Consider the following 26,559-nt stretch of genomic DNA (forward strand, 5'->3'; position numbering starts at 1 on the left):
ACTTCTGCGGGGACGGTTTTCAACCCCAAAGACAACGAAGACATCGGGACAAACCACGGCATCGGGAACTCCTTGCTCGTAGGAGAACCAGAGATTACCGGAAACGTAAACATCGGAACGATTTTGGAAGTAGAATCTCAGGGATTCTACGCCATAAACCAGGTAATCGCGAGCGGGATCGCTTTCAGCCATGGGCGCTCCATCGGGTTCGGGGTAAATAATGGGACTTTTTAGGGAAGTTGGGTTCATGGTTGGCTGGAGGTTAAGGGACTATGGGACTATTCATCTTCTGATAGTTGCTTCATAAACTCTTCTATGTCCGCTGCTGCTTCCTCTAGGGTAGCCTCATCAATAGCCTCTGGTTCTTGAAACTGATGCTTACTCAAGGGGTCGGACTTTTGGGCAGAAGATTGGGGAATTTTACCGGTTTTTAGGGTTTCTCCCAATTGATGCAGGGAGTGCTGAAATTGTTGTTCGGCATGGGTGTGGGGGTCTTGTGGATGTTGATTCATAAGGGTAAAAAGAATACGCTAGGTTCGGTTGATGCCACCATACTTAAGTTTTTCTTCTGTTATAACTCACTGAATCGTCTGAACCCCGAAGCGTTGTAAAATCAAGGTCAAACGAGTTAGTGAATTACAGAAGCCGGAGCAAAACATGAGCGAGTTTGATTACGATTTGATCATTATTGGTGCTGGAGTCGGTGGACATGGGGCAGCTCTCCATGCTGTGAGTTGTGGGCTGAAAACGGCAATTGTAGAAGCAGCAGATATGGGGGGAACCTGTGTTAACCGAGGATGCATCCCTTCTAAAGCTCTGTTAGCGGCTTCTGGACGAGTGCGGGAATTACAGGATGCGGATCATTTGAAGGATTTGGGGATTCAAGTGGGTGGCGTGAGTTTTGAGCGTCAAGCGATCGCCGATCATGCCAATACTTTAGTCGATAAAATCCAATCTGACCTGACGAATAGTCTCAAACGGCTGAAGGTTGATATTCTACGCGGTTGGGGTAAGGTAGCAGCTCCCCAGAAGGTGACGGTGGAAAATGAGGGAGACTTGAAGACGTTTACCGCCAAGGATATTATTGTGGCTCCGGGTTCGGTTCCCTTTGTGCCCCCAGGAATTCAAATTGATGGTAAAACGGTGTTTACCAGCGATGATTCGGTGCGTTTGGAGTCTTTGCCCCCCTGGATTGCAGTCATTGGCAGTGGCTATATTGGTTTAGAGTTTACGGATGTGTATACGGCGCTGGGGTGTGAGGTGACGCTCATTGAAGCGTTGGATAAGTTGATGCCAACGTTCGATCCCGATATTGCTAAACAAGCGCAACGGGTTCTCATTTCTCCTCGTGATATTGAAACTCGTGTGGGGATGTTGGCGATGAAAGTTACGCCTGGATCTCCGGTAACAATTGAGTTGGCGGATGCAAAGACGAAGGAAGTTAAAGAAGTTTTAGAAGTGGATGCTTGCTTGGTGGCAACGGGACGTGTTCCTACAGCGAAGAATATGGGATTAGAATCGGTGGGAGTAGAGTTGGATCGACGCGGTTTTATTCCCGTTGACGATACGATGGCGGTATTGTCGGCTGGGGAAAAGGTTCCCCATCTTTGGGCGATCGGGGATGCGACGGGTAAGATGATGTTAGCCCATGCTGCTTCGGCTCAAGGAATTGTGGCAGTGGAAAATATGTGCGATCGTCCGCGTACCATTGATTATCGCTCGATTCCAGCGGCGGCGTTTACTCACCCGGAAATTAGTTACGTGGGATTGAGCGAACCGCAAGCGAAGGAACTTGCTGAAACGGAAGGCTTTGAGATTGCTACTGCTCGCTCTTATTTTAAGGGGAATTCTAAGGCGATCGCCGAAGGCGAGACGGAAGGAATGGCTAAATTGATCTACCGTAAGGATAATGGGGAAGTTCTCGGCGTTCACATTATCGGCCCCCATGCGGCAGATTTGATCCATGAAGCATCCGCAGCGATCGCGAAACGGGAATCTGTCCACACCCTTGCTCATTTAGTCCATACCCATCCGACGCTCTCAGAAGTTCTTGATGAAGCGTACAAGCGCGCAGTCGGTTAAATAGTACCTTATGTTTGGGAGAAATGCTTAGGAGAGTTGATACTCACCTGACCATTTCTCTACTAATTTCCTAGCCTTAAACGTTACCTAGAGAATATAGCATTTTAGAAGTACTCTCTCCCTTTCCTGTCTAGAAAATCCCTCTCCCCAACAATGCTGCACTTAACTATTGGCTCTAAGCCAATTGTCTCTCAGGGAGAGCTTGTAGCAAACATTTAAAAATTTGATATCATATTAACGGGTAAATAGAACCTCCAATTATCTAGACTATTAGTAAAGTAGGTTACGCTCAACTACACTACGCCATAATTCAACCTTAACCTCTACTTACTAAGCTGAAGACAATCGGAAGTCCTCCCGTTACATAGGAGACTGGATATGAAAGTCAATCTGCATTTAGTTTTAATTGTTCCCTTTGTCATCCAGATTTTTACGGTTGTCGGATTGACAGGATGGCTCTCATTACGCAATGGGCAAAAAACCGTAGAAAATTTGGTTACTCAGTTACAGCGAGAAACCGGCGATCGCATTCAACAACACCTGAAGAGTTATTTACGCACCCCTTATCTGGTGAATCAAAATATTTTAGATGCCATAGATTTAGGTTACCTGAATATAGACAATCCTCGCAGTATGGAACGCTATTTCTGGAAACAAATTCATAATTTTCCCAGTGTAAGCTATATCCTAGTAGGTAATGAAGAGGGAGAATTTTATGGATGGGAGCGGCTGCATGAAGGCGGCTTTAATATTGATATTTCCGATACTTTAACCGGTTATGCCATGAACACCTATGCAACCGATAAGCAAGGTAGACGAACCGAAGAATTATTGCATTCCAATCCAGACTACGATCCCCGTCTTCGTCCTTGGTATGTTGCTCCTGCAACTCAAGAACGATCGACTTGGAGTAATATTTATACTTACTTTACATATCCTCGTTTAGCTCTTACCATTGGAACTCCTATTTATGACCAAGAAAATCAGTTGAAAGGAGTGATTGGTACCAATCTGATCTTATTGGATATTAACCAATTCCTTAGTCAGTTGAAAATTGGTCAGTCTGGACAAGCATTTATTTTAGAACGATCTGGATTTTTAGTTGCAACTTCAACTGAAGAAGCCCTTTTTCTACCTTCTACTGGAAAGGAGGAGTTAAAACGCTTGATGGCAACGAATAGTCAAGATTTCATGACCCAAGAAACGACCCATTTCTTAACCGGTAATTTTGGTGATTTATCGAATATTAGTCAAGGCGAACAACTGTTTTTCAAGATTGAGGGAGAACGAAACTTTGTAGATGTAATTCCTTATCAAGATGAGTTTGGGTTAGATTGGTTGATTGTGATTGTGGTTCCAGAATCCGATTTCATGAGGCAAATCAATACCAATACCCGGACAACTATTTGGCTTTGTTTCGCTGCATTAGGGATAGCAACACTCTTAGGAATTTATACGTCTCGTTGGATTTCTCAACCGGTTTTACGTCTAGTCGAATCATCCGAAGCCATGGCTAAAGGAAATTTATCTCAGCAAGTCAAGGGAGGACATATTACTGAATTAAAAATTTTAGCCCAAACCTTTAATCAAATGGCAGTTCAGTTAAAAGAATCCTTTGATACTCTAGAGCAACGAGTAGAAGAGCGGACAACAGCCTTACGCTTGAGTAAAGAACGCTTACAATTGGTACATGAAAGTGTAAATGATGGGATTTGGTACTGGAAGATTGCTTTAAATGAAGTTTATTTGTCTCCCCGTTGGAAAAAGATGTTAGGCTATGATGACTCCGAAATTCCTAATCAATTTTCCTCATGGGAAAATTTGGTTCATCCAGAAGATTTACCGAATGCAAAACAGGTGATTCAAGACCATTTACAAACCACTACAGAAACCTTTCATTTGGAATTTCGTATGCGACAGAAACAGGGAGATTATATTTGGATTTTATCTCGTGCTAAAGTCGTAGAACGAGACAGCAGTGGTCAACCTCTGCGGATGGTGGGGTCCCATACGGATATTAGCGCTCGCAAACATGCTGAACTCGAATTACACGTGGCTAAAGAAATGGCCGATAGTGCCAACCGAGCGAAAAGCGAATTTCTAGCTAATATGAGCCACGAACTACGCACTCCTCTCAATGGTATTCTTGGCTATGTTCAGATTATGCATCGTAGCCAAGATCTTAATCAACATCGTAAGGGAGTGGATGTCATCGAACAAGCCGGTTCCCATTTGTTAACCCTGATTAATGATATCCTCGACCTGGCAAAAATTGAAGCCAGAAAAATGGAGCTGTTTCCTAAAGATTTACATTTTCTTTCCTTTTTGGTAGGAGTGTCAGAAATTGCACGAGTGCGAGCTGAAAATAAAGGGATTACCCTCCAGTTTCTTCCCGATGAAAACTTACCCACAGGAATTAAAGCGGATGAAAAACGTCTGCGGCAATTATTGCTTAATCTCTTGGGTAATTCGATTAAATTTACTGACCAAGGAACGATAACTTTTTCAGTATCTAACCCACAGAGAACAGCAGAAAATAAGGCAAAAATTTGCTTCACCGTCCAAGATACAGGTGTAGGAATGAGTGAAGAACAAATGGCAAAAATATTTTTACCCTTTGAGCAAGTTGGTTCTACATCACGACGTTCAGAAGGAACGGGTTTAGGATTAAGTATTTGTCGTCAAATTGCCGAAATGATGGGCAGTGAAATTCAGGTTAAAAGTACATTAGGCATAGGCACTACATTCTGGTTTGAAGTCGAGTTTCCCATTTCTGACGAATGGGTTAGCTCTGGAGTTCATTTATCCCAAGGAAAAATTATCGGATATACTGGAGATTCAACCACCATCCTTATTGTTGACGATTATCCAGTTAATCGGGTAGTGGTTTCGGAAGTATTAACGCCATTACATTTTAGGATACTTGAAGCCTCAAATGGACGAGAGGGATTAGAACAAGTAGAGCAGGGACATCCTGACTTAGTCATTACAGATATTGTGATGCCAGAGATGGATGGATATGACTTCGCTCGCATAGTTCGGGAGTCCTATTCTCAAGAGTTGCCTATTATTGCCGCTAGTGCCAGTGTATCACTAAACGATCAAAATTTGGCGATCGCCGCTGGCTGTAATGATTTCCTAGAAAAACCTGTGGATATGGAAAAACTGTTGATTGTCTTGCAGAAGTATCTCCATATGCAATGGATTTATGAATCAATAGAATCTGTAAATGTTACGGAAGAAGCAGAAATCATTATTCCCAAAAGTGATGAATTAGTTAAGTTGTATAAAATGGCAAAAATCGGAGATATTGTAGGCATTGAGCAAGAAGCACAACGGTTAAAAGATCTCCATCCAACCTATCATGGATTTTGCGATCGCATCCTCACCTTAGCGGCTGAATTTGAAGACAAAATGATTATCCAGCTTATTAATTCTGCCCCCAGTTAGCTATCTAACGGGACTTAAACAAGTATCAACGCCAAACCCAGCCTAAATCATCTTGGTGAGCGGCGAATACGTCCCAATTTTTCTGAAGCCAATTATAGAAACGAAAAGACCTTGCTGCACGAATGACTGACAAAGCTTCTGCAAATGTGTTTAATGGTCGATTGGCCCATTGCCTTCGTAGACCGCCCGTTAACTTATGGTAAATGATAAAAGTATAAGCACAAAAAACTAGAATAAAATGACGCAGTAAGCTCTTTTTCTCTCGCACTTGTGCTTCTCTCCAACCCAACCCCCCCTTCACTTCTCGATAAAATACCTCCACCCAATTCCTTTTAGCCGCAGAATTTGACGATACAGGGATGATGGAGTTACTACAAAGCAGTTATACAGACCCTGATTAATGGTAATAGGCTTGCTTTACAATAGGCAATATCGCATTTGGATTGTCGGAGTCATTCCTTCCCTTGACAATGTTCCTAGGATCTGTGCAACACTATGGGCTTATGGTCTTTTTTCCTTAATCTTCCATGCATATTCGCCGTCGTCCCCCTAGTCCCACCTTTTCGATCTCTCACCTGCAATATCAAGTGAGTGTACCCGGTAGCGAACCCCGCAATATTCTGGAAAAAATTGTCTGGCACAAGGAAACGGAAGTGCAAGGACAACGGGAAAAAGTCTCATTAAGCGACTTGAAACGGCGCATAGAAACGGTTGCTCCCCCCAAAGATTTTCTCGCGGCACTCCGTGAGGGGAAAACCCAACCGGCGGTCATTGCTGAAGTAAAAAAAGCATCGCCCTCTAAAGGAGTCATCCGGGAAAACTTTGATCCGGTGGCGATCGCCCAATCCTACGAACAAGGCGGAGCCAGTTGTTTATCTGTATTAACCGATCGGAAATTTTTTCAAGGCAGCTTTGAAAACTTAGCTAAAGTTCGCGCTGCCGTTGATTTACCCCTCTTGTGTAAAGAATTTATTATTTATCCGTACCAAATTTATCAAGCGCGAGTTCATGGAGCCGATGCAGTTCTCCTGATTGCTGCCATTCTCTCGGATCAAGACCTGAAATACTTTAGCAAAATCATTCATGTCCTGGGTATGACTGCCTTAATTGAAGTTCACTCCCTAGAGGAACTCGACCGGGTATTATCCTTAGAATCAGTAAAATTAATTGGTATTAATAACCGCAACTTAGAAGATTTTACGGTAGACCTGAAAACGACAGAAAACCTCTACAACGATCGCCGAGAAACCCTGCAAAATCGGAATATTCTGCTGGTGAGTGAATCCGGACTTCATACCCGTGCAGACCTACAATTTGTCGCCTCTGCGGGCGCTCAAGCTGTCCTTATTGGAGAATCATTAGTCAAACAAGATGACCCCCAAGAGGCACTCGCCACCCTCTTTCCTGAAAAACATCAACTACAATAACCAAACAACCTGGGATCTCCATCCCATTTCATACACCTCTTTTTCCTCGATCAACTCAACTATGCAGCCTATTCCGGTTCCCTCTCATGTTCACTATGAACTTCTCCTACAACTTCTAGAGCGTCAAACTTGGGTAGCCGTTGAAGGCCAATCTGTCCAACGAGAGCAAGTCCACCAACTGATTGCCACCCTGCGTAAAGCCCTTGCCCAACAGCGTCAACTCGAACAAAGTTGCGAACGCTCCAACTTACCTGTAGAGTATCGTTGGTCTCTAAACGAAAGTATTCCCGAAGAGCGCTAATGGCTAAACCTGATATATAGCGCTTTGCACTAGCCAATAGGCAATCGGTAATGGGTAATAGTTAATAGGGGGAATCGATAAGTATAAGATACTTCTTATTGCTTATTATCTATTGCTGTTTGCCCTTCTATTCCCATTGTGATCTAGATCGATAGTGTTGTCTCTAGATTGGGTTAAAATAAGGTTAAGGGGTTCAATAATTGTCAATGCAAACCGTCTATCCATGTTAAAACCAGGAACTTTAGTACAGGTTCTCTATCCAGATTATGCAGCCGGTGCATTAGGATATCTCAAAGCCGAAGAAGCAAAAGGACGGTGGATTGTGCAACTGATCCAAAACCCCATTGAAGACCCCAATGAACTCCTTCTCCTATCTTTAGAAGAATCCGAATTTCAAGTGGTTTATCCCCAACCCCCATAACAAACATCTTTTAACATCCGTTAAGGAGCCAGTGATGAAAGAACAATTTTTATATCCCCGCAGCTATTACCACGGTAAATTTACCCCCGACAATCTAGTTTTTAATGCCAATTTACAAGAATTTGCCCAAAAAGTCAGTTTCATCAGCGCTTTAGAGAGCAATGGCAAACTTAGCCCTCTCGAATCCTACAACCGCATCAAAAACTTGTGGGAAGATTTAAACCGCATCAGTCAAGAATTAGATATTCAAGATTTACCTTAAATAAGCAAGTAGGGGCGAAAAACTTTTCGCCCCTACAACAATGACTTTGTCTAGCGTCGGTCTGTTTATACCAGACGTGTTTATACCAGACGAGAGTAGTATTCCACAACCAGTAGCTCATTCACTTGTAGAGCGACCCATTCGCGTTGAATTACGCCATTGACTTTAGCGCTCATTTTGGCTTTGTCAAACTCCAAATGGCTGGGAATGTTGGCTAAACCAGGATATTGCAGGTTAGCTTCTACCAGTTTACGGGAGCGATCGCGGTCTCTGACCCCAATTTCTTCACCCGGTCTACACTGGTAACTGGCAATGCTCACCGGACGACCATTAACCGTTACATGCCCATGGTTGACTAACTGGCGAGCTGCGGGAATGGTAGGAGCCATGCCCAACCGAAATACCGTATTATCCAAACGCATTTCCAGCAGTTGCAGCAGCACTTGTCCGGTGGAACCCGTGATCCGACGAGCTTTTTTCACATAGCGCAGAAGCTGCTTTTCACTTAAACCATAGTTAAAACGCAACTTTTGCTTCTCCTCTAGACGGATAGCATACTCTGACTTCTTCTTCCGAGCCTGACCATGTTGACCAGGGGGGTATGCCCGTCGAGGAGTTTTACGAGTCAAACCAGGTAAGTCCCCCAAGCGCCGGGTTACCCGTAAGCGCGGGCCTCGGTATCGTGACATCGAATTTCCTCTATTCTTCTATTTTTACACAGACTTACTATTATACTCCTCATAAGAATTTACTGTCAACACTTCTGACCACTGCATAGCGCTCCTTATTTTTTTGGCAATACATGCCGAATGCCCCCTCGATTTCCTCCTGCATCCTTTCGGTAGCGAGGGATAATATGAATCGTTGCATGTCCCATTTTTTGACCAGCCGCAGGATTGACATTCATCCCCACATTAAACCCATCGGGCTGAAATTCTTTCCTTAATATCTCTTGCACTTTATTCGCCATAAACCAACACGCTGATTGTTCCTTAAACGGCAACTCAAAATAATTAGTAATATGACGTTTGGGCACAATCAAGACATGTCCCTTACTCACCGGATAACCGTCAAACATAGCATAGGCCGTAGCCGATTCAGTAAGCAACCTTAAACTTTTGCGCGGATTGCAAAAAATACAGCGATTGTCTGAATGTCGTTGATGATTATAGTGAACATACTCATAGATTTCGCAAGACTCATCGATATAAATCGACTGAAATGGCAGCTTTACAATACATTGATAAGTTGGTTTTTGATGTACATAATGTTGCCGAAAGCCCTCTCTTCTAATATCCCGTCTGACAGCATAATAGGCTTTTCCGCCCGGTTTTAAGAGATAAGAGACTTCCATCATTACATTAGACTGCTCTTGAGTAAATAAAACATTGAGAACATAAAAGCAAATAATTGTGTCAAATTTCTGCTGAGGATATGTAGGGAAATAATGAGGATCGTAGCCTTGAATAGGGAAATCTTGTTGAGATAAGAGTTTAACATCATTCCCCAATCCGCAGCCGAAGTCCAAGACCTGCCCTTGAAGTAGGTTTCTTTCTGCTAAAAATCGCGCTGGAAAAGACAAGAATTTACGGTCAATTGCAGTGAGATGGCTGTATTTATTGGTTTGCTTTTTCATGGATAGGGAATGAGTAATAAGTGCTAAGTTATTGGACATCTTACCCATCTCCGTGTCCCCGTGTCCCCGTGTCTCCTCATCCCCCCATCTCCCCACTCCTCCCCACTCCATCCCGCCATTACCAACACGAACCGCTGTATGATTGAATGTCGAGGGAAACCGATCGGGAGTATTCTGGATTTTGGCTACGGAATTACGAAGCTATGTTTTTATTGATAATCTCCAACCCCAGCACGCTGCCTATATTGGTACGGTGGCTTTGGGCTTTCTGCCCCTACCGGGAGATACGTCGCTGTGGATTGAGATTTCCCCAGGGATTGAGATTAATCGGATTACAGATGTGGCACTGAAGGCAACGCGAGTTCGTCCGGCGGTTCAGTTTGTCGAGCGGCTCTATGGATTGTTGGAAATTCATTCGAGTAGTCAAGGGGAAACACGGACAGCAGGACAGGCAATTTTAGATGCATTAGGGGTAAAAGAGCGCGATCGCCTAAAACCGCGTGTGATTTCTAGCCAAATTATCCGCAATATTGACCCCCACCAAACCCAATTGATTAATCGTAACCGTCGGGGACAGATGATTTTATCTGGAGAAACGCTCTATGTTTTGGAGGTGCAACCGGCAGCGTATGCAGCTCTAGCTGCCAATGAGTCGGAAAAAGCAGCCCTGATTAATATCTTACAAATCCAAGCAGTGGGTAGTTTTGGTCGCCTTTATCTGGGAGGGGAAGAACGGGATATTATGGCGGCATCTCAAGCTGCACTGGCTTCGATTGAAAATATCTCTGGACGAGAAAACCCTGCTGCTCACTCTAATGAATAAGATAAGTTCTTATGGCTAATTCTGAACATTTAGCATTATTGTATCGTGGTTTCTCTGCCTGGCATAAGTGGAAAATCGCTTATCCAGAGATTACCCCAGATCTGAGCGAGACAGATTTGGGCGGGTATCACCTCCGAGGAATTAATTTAGCGGGTGTGGATTTACGACGGGCAAATCTATCGCGCACTGAACTGGAAGGGGCGAATTTGCATCAGGCTTCTTTGAGTGGGGCGATCGCCTCGTGTGCTCTGTTAACTTCGGCTTGCTTAACTCAAAGTCAAGCCATAGGCACACAGTTCAAAGACGCTGATTTAAGGACAGCCGATTTAAGCGGTGCCAATCTCACGGGCGCGGATTTAAGCGGTGCCAATTTAGAAGGGGCAAATCTGCGAGGTACTTCGTTGAGTGGTGCGAATCTTATGAGAGCTAATCTTAAAGATGCGGATTTAAGTGATACCAATTTACGGCGTGCTAACTTAAGTTATGCCAATTGTTTAGACGCTAACCTCAGTGAAGCTGTTCTGAGCAATGCGGTTTTATATCACACCGAGTTGATTAATACTTATCTTCATCGAGCCGATTTAAGGGAAGCGAATTTAAGTGAGGCTCATTTAGCAGGCGCTTTTTTATGGGGCGCAAATCTACAGAATGCAGATTTGTATCACACGGATTTAAGATGGACAAATTTAACCCGCGCTCATTTAATTCGTGCTCAGTTGAAGGATGCCTATTTGCAAGGAGCGATTTTGAATTCAACAGAGCTGAAAAGATCCTTTCCCTAAATCCATGATTACATCTCCCTATCCCCCCATCATCCATTGATTTATGTCGAACTCGCCTTACTCTTGGCTCTCTCACTCTTTAGAAACCATTCATCGAGCCAACTGGTATCGCTCTGTGCAACCCTTGGAGGGTTTACCCGGACCGATCGCCCGGCTCAAGGATCAGGAAGTGCTGAATTTTGCCAGTAACAACTATTTGGGGTTAGCGGGCGATCGCCGTTTAATCCAAGCCGCTACTGCTGCTCTCGAACAATATGGTACGGGCAGCACCGGATCTCGGCTCACCAGTGGTCATCGGGGCTTACATCAGCAGTTAGAAGCCTCTATTGCTCGACTCAAACAAACAGAAGATGCTCTCGTCTTCAGTTCGGGATATTTAGCCAACCTGGGAGCGATCGCTGCCCTAGCTGGGCCGCGCGATCTCATACTTTGTGATGAATATAACCATTCCAGCTTAAAAAATGGGGCTATACTCAGTAAAGCTACGGTATTAACCTATAGCCATGGAAATGTTGAAGCGTTAACCGAAAAACTGAAAGAATACCGACAGACCTATCGGCGATCGCTCATTATCAGCGATAGCGTCTTTAGTATGGATGGCGATCTTGCGCCCCTACCTCAATTATTGGACATTGCCCAAACCTATGACAGTATGCTGCTCATCGACGAAGCTCATGCCACTGGAGTCTTTGGCAGTAGTGGAGCCGGTTTAGTCGAACATTTTCAACTGGATAAACCTGAACTGATCCAAGTAGGAACCCTGAGCAAAGCGATCGGTAGTTTAGGGGGTTATGTAGCCGGTCGTTCCGTCGCGATCGACTATCTCCGCAACCGCGCCCCCAGTTGGATTTATACCACCGGTCTCAGTCCAGCCGATACCGCAGCCGCCCAAACAGCGATCGAGATGATTCAAACCGAACCCCAGCACCGAGAACAGCTTTGGCACAATATCAGGTATTTCCAAGATCTCCTCGCTCGTCACTGTCCTCATCTCACCCCTATTGCCTTAGAATCCCCGATTATTTGCTTACCCCTAGAGAATCCTCAACACGCTCTAGACTTATCAGAATATTTAAAAACTCAAGGCATTTTTGTCCCTGCCATTCGCCCCCCCACTGTACCCACGAGTCGTATCCGCATTTCTCTCATGGCAACTCATCAGCCAGAACATCTAGAAGCATTAATTGAGGGGATGATCAAGTGTGGTTAATTATTGCGATTTTGCCGTTTGTTGTTTGGCTTTCCAAATGGTGTAGATCAACAGAGCCGTTGCACCAGCAGCGTAGCCATAGCCACTGGGAATACCCGAAAAAGCAAGAGCAAGAGAGCCGACCCAGAGGGTCAGGGCATAGATAAACAAAACCGTTAACCGATGGGATAAGCCCGCATTCAGGAGGCGGTGATGGAGGTGGCGCTTATCGGCGATAAACGGCGATCGCCCATTGAGCAGGCGATCGACAATGACGGCTGACATATCCAATAGGGGAACAGCCAAGATCAGATAGGGTAACAATACTGCCGTTACTGCTGTGGTTTTCACCAATCCAATCACGCCCACCCCTGCCAAGGTAAAGCCCATAAAATAGGCTCCCCCATCCCCCATAAAAATCTGGGCAGGATTGAAATTATAGCGGAGAAAACCAAGCGCTCCACCCGCTAGAGCAGCCGCAATCAAAGCAGCAGCCGATTGATCCATAAACAAGCTCACAATCAGCATCACCACTGCCGCGATACCACAGACTCCGGCAGCCAAACCATCTAAGCCATCAATCCAGTTAATAGCATTGACCATGCCCACTAACCACAAAATGGTAATCGGAATACTGAGCCAATCCGGCAGAGTCACTAATCCCATCAAGGGAATGCTTAAAAAGTTGATTTGTACGCCCACCTGCCATGCACCGAGGGCAACCACCACTTGCATAAACAAGCGGGAGAAGGGGGACAAACTAAAGAGATCGTCGGCTAAACCGATCGCAAAAAAGGCTAAACCGCCAATGGTTACCCCCCACACTTCGTATTCTTTATCGGGGGGTAAAATTCCAAATCCGCCCGCCCACCAGACAATTAATAGAGCAGTGAGCGTACCCAGAAAAATCGAAACTCCTCCCAAGCGCACCATAGGTCGGGAGTGAACTTTGCGTCCATTGGGATTATCAACTTTCCCACTTTTCAAGCCAAGATGCTTGACGATGGGGGTACTCCCAAGGACAACCAAAGTGGAGACAATGAAGGCAATCAGATGGTACATCTGTAAAGGCATCTGAAATTCTGTGGATAAGACCGAGAGCAGAGTCAAGGGTTTAATTAGGTAGGAGGTCTACTAGGGTTCTACTACATTTCAGACATCATTCATTACAGATGTCAAGGGGATGGGAAATAGGTAATAGGCAATAGGCAATAGGTCATAGGCAATAGGCTATTTTTCCATCCTCCCTATTTCCCTCATCACACCAGGGCAGGAGTCCGAATTTCCAGGTGAGGATAGAGGGGGAAGCGATCGCACAGAGTGGCCACTCTTTGTTTACACTCTTGACGAATTGCTTCATCCTCTGGATTGATGAGCAAGTCACTAATAATATTGCCAATTTCCGTAAACTCTGCTTCTCCCATGCCCCGCGTGGTCATTGCAGGGGAGCCTAAGCGCAGCCCACTGGTGACAAAGGGGGATTCGGGATCGAAGGGAACGGTATTTTTATTGGCAGTAATATTAACCGTACTGACCAATTGATCGGCCTGTTTACCGGTCATGTTAACAGAGCGCAGATCCACCAGCATTAAATGGTTATCTGTACCTCCAGAAACGATTTTCAGCCCTCGGTTTTGTAGTTGTTTGGCTAGAGCTGTTGCGTTTTTGATCACTTGCCCAGAATAGTCCTTAAACGCTGGTTGTAAGGCTTCTCCAAAGGCTACTGCTTTAGCCGCAATCACATGCTCTAGGGGACCCCCTTGGGTTCCAGGGAAGACCGCTTTATTGAAGGCTTTGCCCAATTTATTATCATTGGTCATAATTAACCCACCCCTGGGGCCGCGCAGGGTTTTGTGGGTGGTGGTGGTAACCACATGGCAATGGGGAAGGGGGTTGGGGTGGTGTCCCGTCGCAACTAAACCGGCAATATGGGCAATATCAGCCAGTAAGTAAGCTCCAATTTCATCGGCGATCGCCCGGAATTTTTCAAAGTCTATAATTCTCGGGTAGGCAGAATAGCCACAGATAATCATTTTGGGTTTATGCTCTAGGGCAATTTCCCGAATTTTGTCAAAATCCAGGCGTTCAGTTTCCTGATTTACCCCATATTGGACAACCTTAAACCATTTACCCGAGACATTCACTGGCGATCCATGGGTTAAATGACCACCATGGGAGAGATCCATACCTAAAATGGTATCTCCAGGTTCTAGCAGGGCGAGGAAGACGGCAAAATTCGCTTGGGCACCAGAATGGGGTTGGACATTGACATTCGCCGCACCAAAGAGCTGCTTGGCTCGGTCAATGGCTAGTTGTTCGATTTGGTCCACAAATTCACAGCCCCCGTAATAGCGCTTTTGGGGTAGTCCTTCTGCATATTTATTCGTCAGCACTGAGCCTTGGGCTGCCATAACCGCAGGTGAAGCGAAGTTCTCACTGGCAATAAGTTCCAAGTGTTCCCGCTGCCGTCCCAGTTCTTTCTGTAGCAATTCGGTAACGGTGGGGTCAGTTTGGTTTAACAAGTCTAGGTTGGATAGATTCGTTTGACTCACGGGTTGTGTTTCCTCTTATGGGCACAATGATCTAGTTTAGTCCCAAGAAGAGGGAATAGGGAATAGGGGGTAGGGGCATGGGGAATAGGTCATAAATGAATCACTCTCCCTTTCCCAAGGAATTAAAATAGGTGTACGGACAATAAAAGAATTCATCTAACCTCCCATTACCCATTACCGATTCCATTATGAACACTTACCCAGATGACAGTAGCCAATCTTCACAGCTCGATACCCATTACGACACCACCCTGGATGTCAATTCAGACCCTTATAACACCTATGAGGATCAAACGTATCATTGGAACCACGACCATTATGACTCCAATCAAGACCAATCCTCGGTTGTCGGACATCCAGCCGAGGAAATGAACTACTAGCATCAGCAGCAAGATGATTATAGTTGTGGGATTGCCGTGCAGCAATCGGCGATCGAACATCTCACCCATCACCCTTACTCAGAAGCGCAACTGAGCCACTATGCCGAACAGCGAGGTTGGTACGACTCTGCCCATGGAACCCATAGTGAGGACTTTGGCAAACTTTTGGCAAATCAAGCCCAAGTTCCCGTCGAGAGCCATCTAGGGGCAAATTTAGGGGAAATTAGCACCAAATTAAACCAGGGTGAAGAGGTTTTTGTTGCCGTTAATTCCACCGTTGAATGGTTGCCCGAAATCATCGACCCCCATCTACTTGCAGGACAACCCGCCGACCATATTGTACAAGTGATTGGCGTAGAAATTGACCCCCAAACCCAACAACCCACCCATGTCATTGTCAATGATTCGGGTTCACCAGAAGGGCGCGGTGTAGAGATTCCAGTCGAGCAATTTCAAGTCGCCATGGATGCCAGTCATGATTATATGGCATCGACGGAAAGTCACCATCAATCCTCTTGGTTTACCAGCCATTTAGGGAACGCTGAATCCATGACCTTTGGCTGTAAGATTTGGACTGACAATTACCACAACGTTTGGCTTGATAACGGTATAGTTGGCACGTATAACGGCAACAGTTTCTATTGGAAAAATGGCAATGTTGCTGGGAATTGGAATTGCAATAACCATCATGCCTATAATGCTCATGGACAAGATTTAGGCTATGCCCAAACCTGGTCAGATGCAGCATTATTAATCTACAACCAAAGTTAGTCAAAACAAAAAAAACAATCCACCGTAGGGGCGGGTTATACCCAAATCTAGAAATCTCATCCATAACTTCCCTGAACCCGCCCCCACCCTCTCGCTAAAATTTCGTTTGTAGTGAGGGCTTGAGCAATCTCCAGCTAGACTTTTAAGCACTAAAGTACTTACTACAAACAAAGCCCTATTTTAGGTGAAACAGTCCACTACAAAATTATCGGAGGAAATCATCATGAAATCACTACCTGGAAAACAAGGATTAGTGCAAAAATTTGGAAATTGGGCTAAATCTGTTGTCTTTCCCACTAAAGCCATAATCGATAACCGAACAGAAAATACTGAAATCATGGCTGCCAATCAACGGCAGATTGCTGAACAGCAACAAAAAATCCAATTGGAAGGCTTGAAATTACAATATGTCCTGCAAGAGCAACGGCGGGAACATGAAGCGGAGCAAGCGGCATTATCGCGGGAATTTCAAGCCGCACAAGCCCAACTCTCTAGGGAACATCAAGAAGCGCTGACTCGATATATTCAAGACTCGGAAAACCGCCGGTTAGCCTCGCACATCGAACACGAACGGTGGCTAGAGGCGCAACGGCAACAACTGCAACAGGAACTGCAAAAAAGCCAGCAGGAATTTAGCTTGTTTATGGCGTTCTTGACGGCTAAAATTAATCGAGATAACGATCAAGAGCGGCGCATTCTGGATACCCAACCTTGGCGCACTCCGCCGAAACCGTTGATGCAATATTACGAGCAATATCGAGACCGTTTACCAATTCCTCCTTTGGTGGTGGTTTCGCCTCCGGATGTGGAATTTGACCGCTATCCGAATGCGGGTTCTGGACTGCCGCGAATGGCGAATGATATTGAGGATGAATTGAGCAATTTTCTCGAATGCCATTATTCGGAAGGGGACTCGGAACGCCCGGCAAAACCGATTACAGGACTCTGGGATACAAACCGAATGAAAGGTGACACGGCGGTGCTGTCGTTGCACTATCTGTTTTCGGCTGTGCCGACGATTATTTTAGAGTCGAAAGTTTCAGGAGATTTGCTGAATTTTTCTCTGTTTTTCTGGGATGCGGGACAACCAGATTGGCAGAAAGAATCGATTTTATTCCAGTTTTCCCATAAAGAGTTTATTTATGACGCGCAGCGAGAGTTGGCGCGGGAGTGGCAGCAGAAGAAAGAGAAACTCACAGAAGCGGAGGTTCAAGAAGCCATAAGTGATGCTAAAGAAAATGAAATTGACGACTTTAACTTAAAGAAACTGCTGAGAGAAGAAAAACGTATAGCCTCAAATGCCAAAGTTGCAGTCGAGTATCGCCCTACGACTTCCGGTATTATGCGGCTGAAAAAATATCTGAGCCGATTCCATTGTCTTGCGGCAGGGATGAGGCTGGATGACTATCATTTGCTGCGTCATGGCACTGCGCCGAAAATGCCGGAATTGCTGGCTGAGTTTATTGAGGGGATGTCTGACTATGAGGTGCAACCGCTCCTGGAAGGTGTCCTGACTCACTACCAAGCGTTGATAGAAAAGTCGGGTGAGGTGGGGTTGGATGTGCCCAGTTTGCTGTTGGATGTGGCTTTGGCGTTCTCGAATTTGCCGGATTCTAACCCGACGCAGCAGTTGATGGAAGCGTCTATTGCCCGTTGGCTTTCCCAGCGCCAACTTCCGGTTACGGGTGAAGCGCTGGAGACTCTGGGGAGTGCCTTGAATATTGCCGATGAGGGGTATGTGGCGAAGTTGAATCAGTGTTTGTTGGTGGTGGGAGACTCGCGAAAACTCGATATTGCCCAGTCGTGCCACCATCGCGGGGTGAAACGGTTGGAAGCGCAAGATTATGAGGGGGCGCGGTATGATTTTGAGCAAACGATTACTCTGGCTCCTCGTGCCATGGCTTATTATTACCGTGCCTTAGCTTATCAGGGGTTGGGAGAACTCCAGCAGGCAATGACGGATTTGGATAAGGCGGTGAAACTGCAACCAAGTCGCCCTGAGTTTCATGAGGCGCGGGGGGATGTTTATCGGCAGTTGAAGGATGTGGAGACAGCGCTGGCGAATTATGCGGAAGCGGTAGAGAAGGGTTCTCAGAGTGCGGCGCGGAAGTATGAGGAATTACAACGGTGGCGGGCGGATGAGCGCCGGAGGGCGAAGGAAGCGGAGGAAGCACGGCAACGAGCAGAGGTGAAGCAAAGGAGACGGGAGGAGGAGCGACGGAAGGCGCTGAATATTCCGATTCCGGTTACTTCGACTTCGCTCAGTAACCTAATGCTGGAGCTGGTGTATGTGGAGGGGGGGACTTTCCAGATGGGAAGTACAAAACGCGATGATGAAAAGCCGGTTCACGCGGTAACTGTGCCGGAGTTTCGCATGGGCAAGTATCCCATAACTCAGGCTCAGTATGAGGCGGTGATGGGGACTAATCCTTCTTCTTTCAAGGGGGCTAACCGCCCTGTGGAAAAGGTGAGCTGGCATAAGGCTCAGGAGTTTTGTCAGAAGCTTTCAGAACTGATAGGGCAACCGGTGCGGTTGCCGAGTGAGGCGGAATGGGAGTATGCAGCGCGTGGTGGCAGCCGGAGCCAGGGTTATAAGTATGCAGGCAGCAATAACTTGGATGAGGTGGGTTGGTATAGCGGTAATTCGGGCAGCAAAACCCATGATGTACGGACGAAAAATCCGAATGAACTGGGTATCTATGATATGAGTGGGAATGTTTGGGAATGGTGTGCGGATGAGTGGCATAGTAACTATGAAGGCGCACCTAACGATGGGAGTATATGGTCAAATAGTGATGAAGAAAATCAACAAAAACCCCGGCTGCTTCGTGGGGGTTCTTGGGTCAACCTTTCAGACAATTGTCGCTCTCGGAATCGCGCTAGGATTGTGGCGGACCTTAGGAACCTCAACGCCGGTTTTCGCGTGGTGTGTCCCTGGGCGATGACGACCTAGCCCTTTTCTCTTTATTCCTTTTTTCCTTTACACTTCTTTACTTTTTTTCTCTCTTCCGCCGAAGGCGGAATTTTTTTTCAAAATAACGCCATGAACGAACTATCGATTATCCAGAAAACCTACGATCTGATTAAATGGTATGTACCCATTCTCAATCGCCTGCCCCGCACTCACAAGTTCCTCTTAGGAGACCGCATGATTGGGGGGCTGTACGATTTACTGGAGAACTTGATTATAGCACAATATGAGTCGGAAAAACTGAAACTTCTCATTCCCCTGAACAGTCGGCTACAAATTTTGCGCTATCAAACCCGCCTACTGCGAGATTTTGACTTAATTTCGGTTCAACGCTATGAGTATGTGGGAGGGTTGATGAATGAAATTGGCAAGGAATTGGGCGGTTGGATTAAACAACAGCAACGACGAGAGAAAAATTCATGAAACGCTATGGTTATCTTGGGTCAGATATTGTGGAGTTTAGCAACTTACTGCAAGCGTCCCGACAAGCCCAACGAGGCAAACGATTTAGGGACTCAGTGCTGGCATTCAATTATCACTTGGAACAGAACCTAGGGCAACTGAAACGAGAGTTAGAAGATCGCATCTACGAGCCGGGAGAGTACAACACCTTTTACATCATGGAACCGAAGAAACGGATGATTTCTGCGGCTCCCTATCGAGACCGAGTGGTTCACCATGCCTTGTGTAATGTTATTGTACCGTTATTCGATCGCTCCTTTATTTCTGACTCCTATGCCAATCGTGTGGGCTTTGGCACTCACCGCGCCCTCAAGCGCTTTACCAAGTTTGCCCGGTCTCATGATTATGTTTTACAATGCGATATTCAAAAATACTTTCCTAGTATTGACCACGAAATACTGAAGTCCTTAATCCGCAAAAAAATTAAATGTCCGGATACGCTCTGGCTCATCGATACCATTATTGACCATAGCAATGAACAACCGGTTGCTATTCACCATTTTCCAGGAGATGATTTACTCTCTCCTCTGGCACGGAGGCGAGGATTACCGATTGGGAATTTAACCAGCCAGTTTTTTGCTAACATCTATCTGAATGGCTTTGACCACTTTGTGAAAGAGAAACTCAGGGCTAAGTCCTATGTTCGCTATGTGGATGATTTTGCTCTGTTCTCGAATGACCGCGAATTTCTCAGGGAAGCGAGAGAGGAAATTGAAGAGTATCTAGGGCAATTGCGGCTAAAAATTCACCCGATTAAAAGTCAAACGTTTTCTACTCGTCACGGAGCAAACTTTTTAGGATTTCGTATTTTCCCTGACTGTATTCGAGTTCGCAATGAAAACCTCAGACGATCCAGACGGCGATGGCGAACGTTACAAAATGACTACGCTGAAGGTAAAATAGAGATGGACTCTATTCAACAGTCTTGGCAAAGCTGGTGCGCCCATCTGGAGTATGGCGATACCTGGCAATTGCGTCAACAGGTATTTGCTTCACTGGTCTTTTCTAGGGAGTAAAGAAGGGGTAGGCAACTCCGGCTGCTTCGTGGGGGTTCTTGGAACAACAATTCAGACAATTGTCGCTCTCAGAATCGCAATAGGAATGTGGCGGACAATAGGAACAACAACACCGGTTTTCGCGTGGTGTGTCCCTTGGCGATTACTCTTCGCTCTCAGAACTCATTCATGGGAATGAATGGGGGGTATTTCTGAAGAGTCAAGACCTATTCCTGGGATGTTCGCGAGAGCATCCGAAAATAAACCGGCGTTGGGCAGCTTAGTAGGTGATGTTCGCGAATATGACTCGAAAGGCTGTCCAATTCCACTCTTTTGTAATTTCCTAGTGGGGTGGGGCGGGTTTAGGGGATTGATTGGTGGGTGTTTTAGATTTGGGTATAACTCGCCCCTACGGGGAATTTGTGATAAAATTAAATCTGTTTAGTAACGTTGATCGCCTAACCATGTTACTTCAGCAAATCAAGGAAAAGCTAGACCAACTCAATGATGAACAGTTAAACCAAATTGCTGATTTGATCCATGCAATTGAGGCTCGCGATCGTCATCCTACCGGACAGAATAGCACGTTGATTATTTGTATAAAGAATAATATTATTTTTAATTTTTAATTGAAGTACAGAGTGCTGTGGCTAAGGGTTCCGAAAGCTCAATAGGCATAAAATACCCTTGAGGATACAAATAATCTTCTCCAGATTCATCAATCACACGAATCATATCCTGCAAATTGGCGTGCCGATCTGGAAGAGTTTGATAAATTTTCCGTAATTCCAAAGAAGCCGGATAACCTTGATTATTAATGCACACTACAAATTCCATAAACTAAATTTACTCCAAAATATATTTAATCTTGATTTCTTTTTTACCGATCCCATGAGCTTCATACCAGTGCAATTCAGCTTCACAGATGGTTCCATTCTCTAACTCAATAGTAGCAATTCCCTTTAACTTACGCCAGCGACCCGATCCATAAACTTTTCGCAACCGTTCAATCTCTCGAATAGAGTTTCCAACGGCAATAATTTCAATACTTTTAATTTCCCCAAATATCTCAAAGTTCACTTCAGTAATTTATCTTGCAGATTCGACCAAATATCTCGATTAATTTGCTCGGACAGATTTTCTGCGTCTGTTTCATATAACTGGCTACGGTTCCTGATGATTTCTAGTTCCAGATAATCTAAGAATTTTGTCATTCGATCCTGACTGATTAAATTGCGATCGATCTTGACCACAATATCTTCATTCTCAAGTGTTATTTCATATAAGGATTTGTTACTCATCCAAACCTCTGGCTAGATTTAGTGACCAGCGATCGCATCCTGGGAAAACGAACCCATGATGCTCGTTTAGTTGCGGTGATGATTTCTTATCATATCACCCATATTCTCACGTTTAATCTTAGTGATTTTATCACTAAATCCACCCTTGTGGTGGTAGATCCCCATTACCGGTGATAAAGATTTATTAGTTTTATTAGAATATCAGCAAATTCCAATTATGACTGTCAAGTTAGCAATGACAGAGTGGGACTGAGGATTTCCGATTGTATTACCCATTGGTAATATTAAGCTCTGTATCGTTGGGCACGGTTTACTTTAAGAATCACTTACAATATAAGGTAAAGGTATTTGCCACATCAAATTTTTGGGAGATTGAGTCATGTTAGTCATTATGATGGACGATCGGATTATTTCACCAAAAACGGTTTGCCAAAGCTGTTGCTGGGCGGATCGCAGTGGTGAACCTCGTTGGAGACAGGGAAATTTGACCTGTGGTCATCCTTTGGCAAAAAGCGATCGCCACATACCGAATCAGTATGAATGTCAAATGGGATTCCGCATCGCCCAAATTAGTTAGAAGTTGACTTTCATCCCTCAATGGGTAACCCAACACTATCCTTAAGTAGAACTTCAGTAAATTCTAGGGCGCTGACTTGCGGCTCAGGCTTTGTAAGCCTTGACGGGCGGTTTCTTGTTCTGGCTCTAGTTTTAAGGCTTCTTGAAAGGCTTCAGCCGCATCCGCATCTCGACCGGCTTTTTGTAACATTACGCCTAAAGCTGCCCAGACGCTGGCATTTTGGGGGGCAAGACGTACAGCTTGAGCGTAGGAATAAATAGCTCTTTCGTATTGACCGAGGGAACCATAGGTTACGGCTTGATTGTACCAGCCTAGGAATGAGGTTTCATCTAGGGCGATCGCCTCTTGTGCCGATTTTAAGGCGCGATCGTACTCGGTCAGATACCATAAGGCTACACTGCGATTAGCCCATCCATCGGCATTCTCTGGCTCGTAGCGTAGGGCTTGATCGTAGGCTCCTACTGATTCTACATAACGTTCGGCCGATCGCAACACCCTCCCCCGATTAAGCCACGCTTGCACATAATTCGGTTGCAGTTGCAGAGCGCGACCAATCGAGTCTAAACTTTGGCCATAGTCTTCTAAATACCAGAGCGTTACCCCTCGACTATTCCACGCTTCGGCAAAATCGGGACGAAACCCCACAGCGCGGTTAGCTGCAACTAACCCTTGTTCGAGTTGCCCTTGTTGAGTATAGGCAATTGTGAGTTGATTCCAAGCTCCCGCAACGCCCCTGTCTCCCCATGTTCCATCACCTTTGAGTGCCGCTTCACACGCTTTGATGGCTTCTTCATGGCGTTTGAGTTTATTCAACGTTTCACATTGCAGGACGAGAGCCAACGTAGAATCTGCTTGTAGGGAAAGGGCTTGAGTGTAGGAATTGAGCGCTTCTAAATCTCGCCCCATCTCATTTAGCGCCATTCCCTGTTGAATCCAAGCCTGTAGATTTTGGGGATTATTATTTAAAGCTAGATCGTAAGCGGCGATCGCCCCTTCTGCCAACTCACTTTGATTTAAGGCAATTCCTAAATATTGCCACGCCAGGGTTTCCGACTCATGTTCCCAGTTATCATTGATCTCAATCGCCGTTTGACAAGCGGCAATCGCATCCTGATATTGTTCCAACTCTAGCAGCGCCCCACATTTATAGGTTAAAACCAAGGAAGACTCTGGTTCTAAATTTAAGGCGCGATCGTATGACGTTACTGCATTTTGATATTCTTCTAGAGCCATCAGAATCAAACCGCGCTGATACCAAGCGATGACGGGATTTTCCTGTCCCCAATTCGTATCTAAGCGCAGCGCTTCTTCACACGCTTCTAGAGCTTCTTCATAGCGCCCTAACTTCAATAAAGCCTGGCAGCGATAGGTAAACGCGCGGGAAAACTTGGATTCTAGACGAGTAGCTGTATTTGCCGAGGCAATGGCTTCAGCATAGCGATTCTGTTGTAGTAAAATACGACTGCGATCGGCCCACACTTGAGAATCTTTTGGTCTCATCAACAGTGCCTGCTCGCACGCTTCCAGCATTTTGCCCGCATCTTCATCCACCGACAAATTACATAAATTCGCCCAATAGTCAAAATCCGCCAGTTGACGAAAAGGATCGAGAAATTCCAGTTGTGCATTCACCCGACTGGGAAAACCGCAGAGCATTCCCAGCACTACCCCAGAAAGAGAAATCCAAAATCTTCGTTTACTGCTCACGTTCATCAAACTCCATCTAGCTAAAGCTTTATGAATATCTATCCCCTGAAACTATTTGTCCTCTTCCTCTTTATTTTTGCCCTATCTGCCGATGATGCACAAGCCTTTAGGCGCAGACATATGGAACGACTGCGACACACCCGTGACTGCGATCGCTGTAATCTAGAATCAGCTCCCTTACAAAGGGCTTTCCTTCGCGATAGTAACCTATCCGGAGCCAACTTAAAACAGGCAAAACTGCAACAAGCAGATCTCAGAGGTGCATTTTTACGCCGAGCCAACCTTGAAGGCGCTAATCTCCGAGGCGCAGATCTCAGGGGGGCAGATCTCAGTTATGCTAATCTTGCTGGAGCCAACTTACGCAATGCCCGTTTAGACGAGGATACCCTAATTGACCCCAAATGGCGATTAACTTGGGAATTAATTAATCAAGGAGCAGAAAATCGCGATTTAGCCGGAGTAGATTTATCTGGAGCAAACTTAAGTCGCACTAACCTTGAAAATGTCAATTTAGAAGGGGCAAACTTAAACGGAGCCTCCCTACAAGGAGCGCGGTTAGTGGGAGCAAATTTAGACCAAACCAATCTGCAAAACGCTAATTTATTTATCTCTGACTTAAGAAGTTCCTCGCTCCAACAAACCAACCTCCAAAACACGGATAGCGTCATTGCTGATTTCCGTCGTGCTTTCTTAGATCAGGCTAATTTTAATCGTGCTAATCTGCAAGGTGCGCTCTTAAGTGAGACCGATTTAAGCAGTTCGAGTTTTGAACAAGCCAATTTACGCAATGCGGATCTAGAGTCCGCTATTTTAGAAGGGGCAAACCTTCGAGGCGCTGATTTATTTACGGCTAACCTCAGAAATACAGAGTTAGGAGAAATTATCCTGCGTAAGGTCAATTTAGCTGGAATCGATCTGCGAGATGCAAATTTTCAGAATACCCGGTTAATTCAACTCAACTTTACGGGTGCAAGATTGAGAAATGCTAATTTTGAAAATGCCTTTATCTTAAGTTCCAGTTTCCAAGATGCTGATTTAGTCGGAGCTAACTTCCGTTTTGCTGAATTGCGCCATACCAGTTTCCGCAATGCCGATTTAGAAGGGGCAGATTTCCGTGACATTGTCCTGTTAAATGTGGATTTACGAGGGGCGATTTTATTGAATGTTTCAACTGAAAATATTAGTCTAATTAGAACCCATTTTTGCCAAGCGATTTTACCTGATGGTAAACCCGGCTATTGTTGGCACACGCGCTGAAGATATCTCAATTCAATGAACCTGTAGGGTGGGCAATACCCACCTACAAATACTGGGAAACTACAAATATTAAAACTATCTGTAGATTGAGAAGTTTGATTTTTTTGCTTCTATGATTAGGGTCTAGCCTCCAATCGCGATCTAATCGTTATGTGCAAAATCTTAGTGTCTCATCCGATTCACAGCAGTATCATTGAAGAGCTACATCTAGAACCGATCGATAACCTCTACAAGGAAAAGTTTCAACTGACAGAAATAGATCATCATATGCTTTATCACTCCATGGAGCATCAAGAGATTTTATATATTCCAGGAATTGCAATTGCCCAAGTTCCCGATGAAGCCAACGATCCAACATTAATCGATTTAGCTCAAGCACTTTCAGGGTTTAAACCGGATGTTCTGATTGTGGGCAATAATGCAGTTCCAGAGTTTGCCCTTGGTTCTTGGAGAGAGGCGATCGCGTCTGAGCGTCCCTTGCTGGTGATTCGTCGAGGGGTAGATACCCGGGCAATTGATAAAGATGCGGCGCATAAATATGGGATTTCTGTGAGTAATTTGCCCGGCATTAATTCACCGTTTGTGGCTGAACATATGATCGAGTATTTAGAATTAGAGCAAGCCAAAGCTCAGGAGAAAATGGTGGTTTTAGGGATTGGCAATATTGCTCAACCGATTATCTGTAAAGCAATAGAAAAAAAGTTGAAGATACAAGCAATTAGTCCCTCCCTACAAGAGGTCACAAGAGATCGGCAAGTATCCCGACTGCAAGAACGGGGTATTGATCCGGATCGCCTCACTTGTGCTGAGTCTTTAGAAAAAGGATTTGAAGATGCCTCTTATGTGGTAGTAGCAGTTCCTTGGGAGCATCCGCAAGGAGGATTAAATGCTGGAATGATTGATGTGAATTTGCTGGAAAAATTATCAAACTATGCCAAGATAGTTTCCTGTTCTCCTCCACGTATTTTTTCTGCTGATGCCCTAGCATTTATGAATGCACAAATGAAGAAGGGAAAGATCTATGTCCGCATCGATACGGCTAAACGGCTGGCACAGGGAACGAAAGCAGAATATCCCCATTTAGACATCGCCTACGATCGCGCATTTGCGGCTCCAGAATGCCAGCGATCGCTCGATCGAGCCTGGCTTAAACAAGCCCAACAGTTTTGTCATCAAGCCGCTCTATCGTGTTTGGTAACATAGTAATGGTGGG

At 45.2% G+C, this 26,559-nt stretch carries 29 protein-coding genes and 2 pseudogenes; 20 read left to right on the forward strand and 11 right to left on the reverse strand.

Going from position 1 to position 26,559, the window contains the following annotated elements; all coding sequences use genetic code 11:
- A pseudogene (locus PN466_RS19470) lies at positions 1 to 249 on the reverse strand (Uma2 family endonuclease); the annotation flags it as partial.
- A gap of 29 nt (positions 250 to 278) precedes the next feature.
- Complete coding sequence (locus tag PN466_RS19475; protein WP_271942697.1) at positions 279 to 512, reverse strand: hypothetical protein; 234 nt, start codon at positions 510 to 512, stop codon at positions 279 to 281.
- Positions 513 to 657: 145 nt separating this feature from the next.
- Between PN466_RS19475 and lpdA the strand changes: the two genes are divergently transcribed.
- Both lpdA and PN466_RS19485 read left to right on the forward strand, forming a co-directional pair.
- Complete coding sequence (lpdA, locus tag PN466_RS19480) at positions 658 to 2,082, forward strand: dihydrolipoyl dehydrogenase (RefSeq protein WP_271942699.1); 1,425 nt, start codon at positions 658 to 660, stop codon at positions 2,080 to 2,082.
- Positions 2,083 to 2,460: 378 nt separating this feature from the next.
- The gene (locus PN466_RS19485; RefSeq protein ID WP_271942702.1) at positions 2,461 to 5,532 is read left to right on the forward strand and encodes an ATP-binding protein; all 3,072 of its coding nucleotides are present in this window, start codon (positions 2,461 to 2,463) and stop codon (positions 5,530 to 5,532) included.
- A 25-nt stretch (positions 5,533 to 5,557) separates the two neighbouring features.
- Here PN466_RS19485 and PN466_RS19490 read toward each other — a convergent pair.
- Positions 5,558 to 5,866 (reverse strand): annotated as a pseudogene (locus PN466_RS19490) (IS701 family transposase); the annotation flags it as partial.
- Between the two features lie 193 nt (positions 5,867 to 6,059).
- Between PN466_RS19490 and trpC the strand changes: the two are divergent.
- From trpC to PN466_RS19510, 4 genes are all read left to right on the forward strand, one after another.
- Positions 6,060 to 6,959: an indole-3-glycerol phosphate synthase TrpC gene (gene trpC / locus PN466_RS19495; protein WP_271942705.1), complete on the forward strand. Its 900-nt coding sequence runs from the start codon at positions 6,060 to 6,062 to the stop codon at positions 6,957 to 6,959.
- 61 nt (positions 6,960 to 7,020) lie between these two features.
- The gene (locus tag PN466_RS19500) at positions 7,021 to 7,260 is read left to right on the forward strand and encodes a DUF5340 domain-containing protein (RefSeq protein ID WP_271942707.1); all 240 of its coding nucleotides are present in this window, start codon (positions 7,021 to 7,023) and stop codon (positions 7,258 to 7,260) included.
- Between the two features lie 223 nt (positions 7,261 to 7,483).
- Positions 7,484 to 7,681 carry a hypothetical protein gene (locus PN466_RS19505; protein ID WP_271942710.1) on the forward strand — a complete coding sequence of 66 codons (198 nt, stop codon included), beginning with the start codon at positions 7,484 to 7,486 and terminating at the stop codon, positions 7,679 to 7,681.
- A 34-nt stretch (positions 7,682 to 7,715) separates the two neighbouring features.
- Positions 7,716 to 7,943 carry a DUF7219 family protein gene (locus tag PN466_RS19510; RefSeq protein WP_271942713.1) on the forward strand — a complete coding sequence of 76 codons (228 nt, stop codon included), beginning with the start codon at positions 7,716 to 7,718 and terminating at the stop codon, positions 7,941 to 7,943.
- Between the two features lie 80 nt (positions 7,944 to 8,023).
- Here PN466_RS19510 and rpsD read toward each other — a convergent pair whose 3' ends face one another.
- Positions 8,024 to 8,632: a 30S ribosomal protein S4 gene (gene rpsD, locus PN466_RS19515; RefSeq protein WP_271942715.1), complete on the reverse strand. Its 609-nt coding sequence runs from the start codon at positions 8,630 to 8,632 to the stop codon at positions 8,024 to 8,026.
- A gap of 95 nt (positions 8,633 to 8,727) precedes the next feature.
- Positions 8,728 to 9,579: a bifunctional class I SAM-dependent methyltransferase/HIT family protein gene (locus PN466_RS19520; RefSeq protein ID WP_271943183.1), complete on the reverse strand. Its 852-nt coding sequence runs from the start codon at positions 9,577 to 9,579 to the stop codon at positions 8,728 to 8,730.
- A gap of 181 nt (positions 9,580 to 9,760) precedes the next feature.
- Between PN466_RS19520 and PN466_RS19525 the strand changes: the two genes are divergently transcribed.
- The 3 genes from PN466_RS19525 to bioF are packed head-to-tail and all read left to right on the forward strand — an operon-like array spanning position 9,761 to position 12,394.
- Positions 9,761 to 10,402, forward strand: a complete 642-nt coding sequence (locus PN466_RS19525; RefSeq protein ID WP_271943186.1) for a hypothetical protein — start codon at positions 9,761 to 9,763, stop codon at positions 10,400 to 10,402.
- Positions 10,403 to 10,413: 11 nt separating this feature from the next.
- A complete protein-coding gene (locus tag PN466_RS19530; protein ID WP_271942718.1) occupies positions 10,414 to 11,184 on the forward strand; it encodes a pentapeptide repeat-containing protein in 771 nt (256 codons plus the stop codon).
- Between the two features lie 43 nt (positions 11,185 to 11,227).
- Positions 11,228 to 12,394 carry an 8-amino-7-oxononanoate synthase gene (gene bioF, locus PN466_RS19535; RefSeq protein ID WP_271942721.1) on the forward strand — a complete coding sequence of 389 codons (1,167 nt, stop codon included), beginning with the start codon at positions 11,228 to 11,230 and terminating at the stop codon, positions 12,392 to 12,394.
- On the opposite strand, the gene PN466_RS19540 is transcribed toward bioF, so the two are convergent.
- Both PN466_RS19540 and glyA read right to left on the reverse strand, forming a co-directional pair.
- Positions 12,395 to 13,447, reverse strand: a complete 1,053-nt coding sequence (locus PN466_RS19540; RefSeq protein ID WP_271942724.1) for a glycosyltransferase family 4 protein — start codon at positions 13,445 to 13,447, stop codon at positions 12,395 to 12,397.
- 185 nt (positions 13,448 to 13,632) lie between these two features.
- Entirely contained in the window at positions 13,633 to 14,925 is a 1,293-nt protein-coding gene (gene glyA / locus PN466_RS19545) for a serine hydroxymethyltransferase (protein ID WP_271942725.1), read from the reverse strand.
- 188 nt (positions 14,926 to 15,113) lie between these two features.
- Between glyA and PN466_RS19550 the strand changes: the two genes are divergently transcribed.
- From PN466_RS19550 to PN466_RS19575, 7 genes are all read left to right on the forward strand, one after another.
- Entirely contained in the window at positions 15,114 to 15,305 is a 192-nt protein-coding gene (locus PN466_RS19550) for a hypothetical protein (RefSeq protein WP_271942727.1), read from the forward strand.
- Between the two features lie 36 nt (positions 15,306 to 15,341).
- Entirely contained in the window at positions 15,342 to 16,076 is a 735-nt protein-coding gene (locus tag PN466_RS19555) for a hypothetical protein (protein ID WP_271942730.1), read from the forward strand.
- Positions 16,077 to 16,299: 223 nt separating this feature from the next.
- Entirely contained in the window at positions 16,300 to 19,029 is a 2,730-nt protein-coding gene (locus tag PN466_RS19560) for a formylglycine-generating enzyme family protein (protein ID WP_271942733.1), read from the forward strand.
- Positions 19,030 to 19,119: 90 nt separating this feature from the next.
- The gene (gene avd, locus PN466_RS19565) at positions 19,120 to 19,470 is read left to right on the forward strand and encodes a diversity-generating retroelement protein Avd (RefSeq protein WP_271942735.1); all 351 of its coding nucleotides are present in this window, start codon (positions 19,120 to 19,122) and stop codon (positions 19,468 to 19,470) included.
- The gene (locus tag PN466_RS19570) at positions 19,467 to 20,525 is read left to right on the forward strand and encodes an RNA-directed DNA polymerase (protein WP_271942738.1); all 1,059 of its coding nucleotides are present in this window, start codon (positions 19,467 to 19,469) and stop codon (positions 20,523 to 20,525) included. The genes avd and PN466_RS19570 overlap by 4 nt, the downstream gene beginning before the upstream one ends.
- 21 nt (positions 20,526 to 20,546) lie before the next feature.
- Positions 20,547 to 20,720 carry a hypothetical protein gene (locus PN466_RS26490; protein ID WP_390890043.1) on the forward strand — a complete coding sequence of 58 codons (174 nt, stop codon included), beginning with the start codon at positions 20,547 to 20,549 and terminating at the stop codon, positions 20,718 to 20,720.
- A 161-nt stretch (positions 20,721 to 20,881) separates the two neighbouring features.
- Positions 20,882 to 21,133 carry a hypothetical protein gene (locus PN466_RS19575; RefSeq protein WP_271942741.1) on the forward strand — a complete coding sequence of 84 codons (252 nt, stop codon included), beginning with the start codon at positions 20,882 to 20,884 and terminating at the stop codon, positions 21,131 to 21,133.
- Here PN466_RS19575 and PN466_RS19580 read toward each other — a convergent pair.
- The 3 genes from PN466_RS19580 to PN466_RS19590 are packed head-to-tail and all read right to left on the reverse strand — an operon-like array spanning position 21,123 to position 21,805.
- Positions 21,123 to 21,341, reverse strand: coding sequence for a hypothetical protein (locus PN466_RS19580; protein ID WP_271942744.1), 219 nt, complete (start codon positions 21,339 to 21,341; stop codon positions 21,123 to 21,125). The genes PN466_RS19575 and PN466_RS19580 overlap by 11 nt on opposite strands.
- 9 nt (positions 21,342 to 21,350) lie before the next feature.
- Positions 21,351 to 21,584, reverse strand: a complete 234-nt coding sequence (locus PN466_RS19585) for a hypothetical protein (protein WP_271942747.1) — start codon at positions 21,582 to 21,584, stop codon at positions 21,351 to 21,353.
- Positions 21,581 to 21,805 carry a hypothetical protein gene (locus PN466_RS19590; RefSeq protein WP_271942749.1) on the reverse strand — a complete coding sequence of 75 codons (225 nt, stop codon included), beginning with the start codon at positions 21,803 to 21,805 and terminating at the stop codon, positions 21,581 to 21,583. Before PN466_RS19590 ends, PN466_RS19585 begins: the two co-directional genes overlap by 4 nt.
- A gap of 21 nt (positions 21,806 to 21,826) precedes the next feature.
- Between PN466_RS19590 and PN466_RS19595 the strand changes: the two genes are divergently transcribed.
- Together PN466_RS19595 and PN466_RS19600 are read left to right on the forward strand one after the other, a co-directional pair.
- The gene (locus tag PN466_RS19595; protein ID WP_271942752.1) at positions 21,827 to 21,979 is read left to right on the forward strand and encodes a hypothetical protein; all 153 of its coding nucleotides are present in this window, start codon (positions 21,827 to 21,829) and stop codon (positions 21,977 to 21,979) included.
- 205 nt (positions 21,980 to 22,184) lie between these two features.
- Positions 22,185 to 22,382 (forward strand): hypothetical protein, encoded by a 198-nt coding sequence (locus PN466_RS19600; RefSeq protein WP_271942755.1) that lies wholly within the window; start codon positions 22,185 to 22,187, stop codon positions 22,380 to 22,382.
- Positions 22,383 to 22,445: 63 nt separating this feature from the next.
- Here PN466_RS19600 and PN466_RS19605 read toward each other — a convergent pair whose 3' ends face one another.
- Positions 22,446 to 24,089, reverse strand: coding sequence for a tetratricopeptide repeat protein (locus PN466_RS19605; RefSeq protein WP_271942758.1), 1,644 nt, complete (start codon positions 24,087 to 24,089; stop codon positions 22,446 to 22,448).
- Positions 24,090 to 24,119: 30 nt separating this feature from the next.
- Between PN466_RS19605 and PN466_RS19610 the strand changes: the two genes are divergently transcribed.
- On the forward strand, positions 24,120 to 25,346 hold the full coding sequence (locus tag PN466_RS19610; protein WP_271942761.1) for a pentapeptide repeat-containing protein: 1,227 nt from the start codon (positions 24,120 to 24,122) through the stop codon (positions 25,344 to 25,346).
- Positions 25,347 to 25,511: 165 nt separating this feature from the next.
- Positions 25,512 to 26,549: a hypothetical protein gene (locus PN466_RS19615; protein WP_271942764.1), complete on the forward strand. Its 1,038-nt coding sequence runs from the start codon at positions 25,512 to 25,514 to the stop codon at positions 26,547 to 26,549.
- The last annotated feature ends 10 nt before the right edge of the window (positions 26,550 to 26,559 follow it).

The sequence above is a fragment of the Roseofilum reptotaenium CS-1145 genome (assembly GCF_028330985.1).
GTDB lineage: Bacteria > Cyanobacteriota > Cyanobacteriia > Cyanobacteriales > Desertifilaceae > Roseofilum > Roseofilum reptotaenium.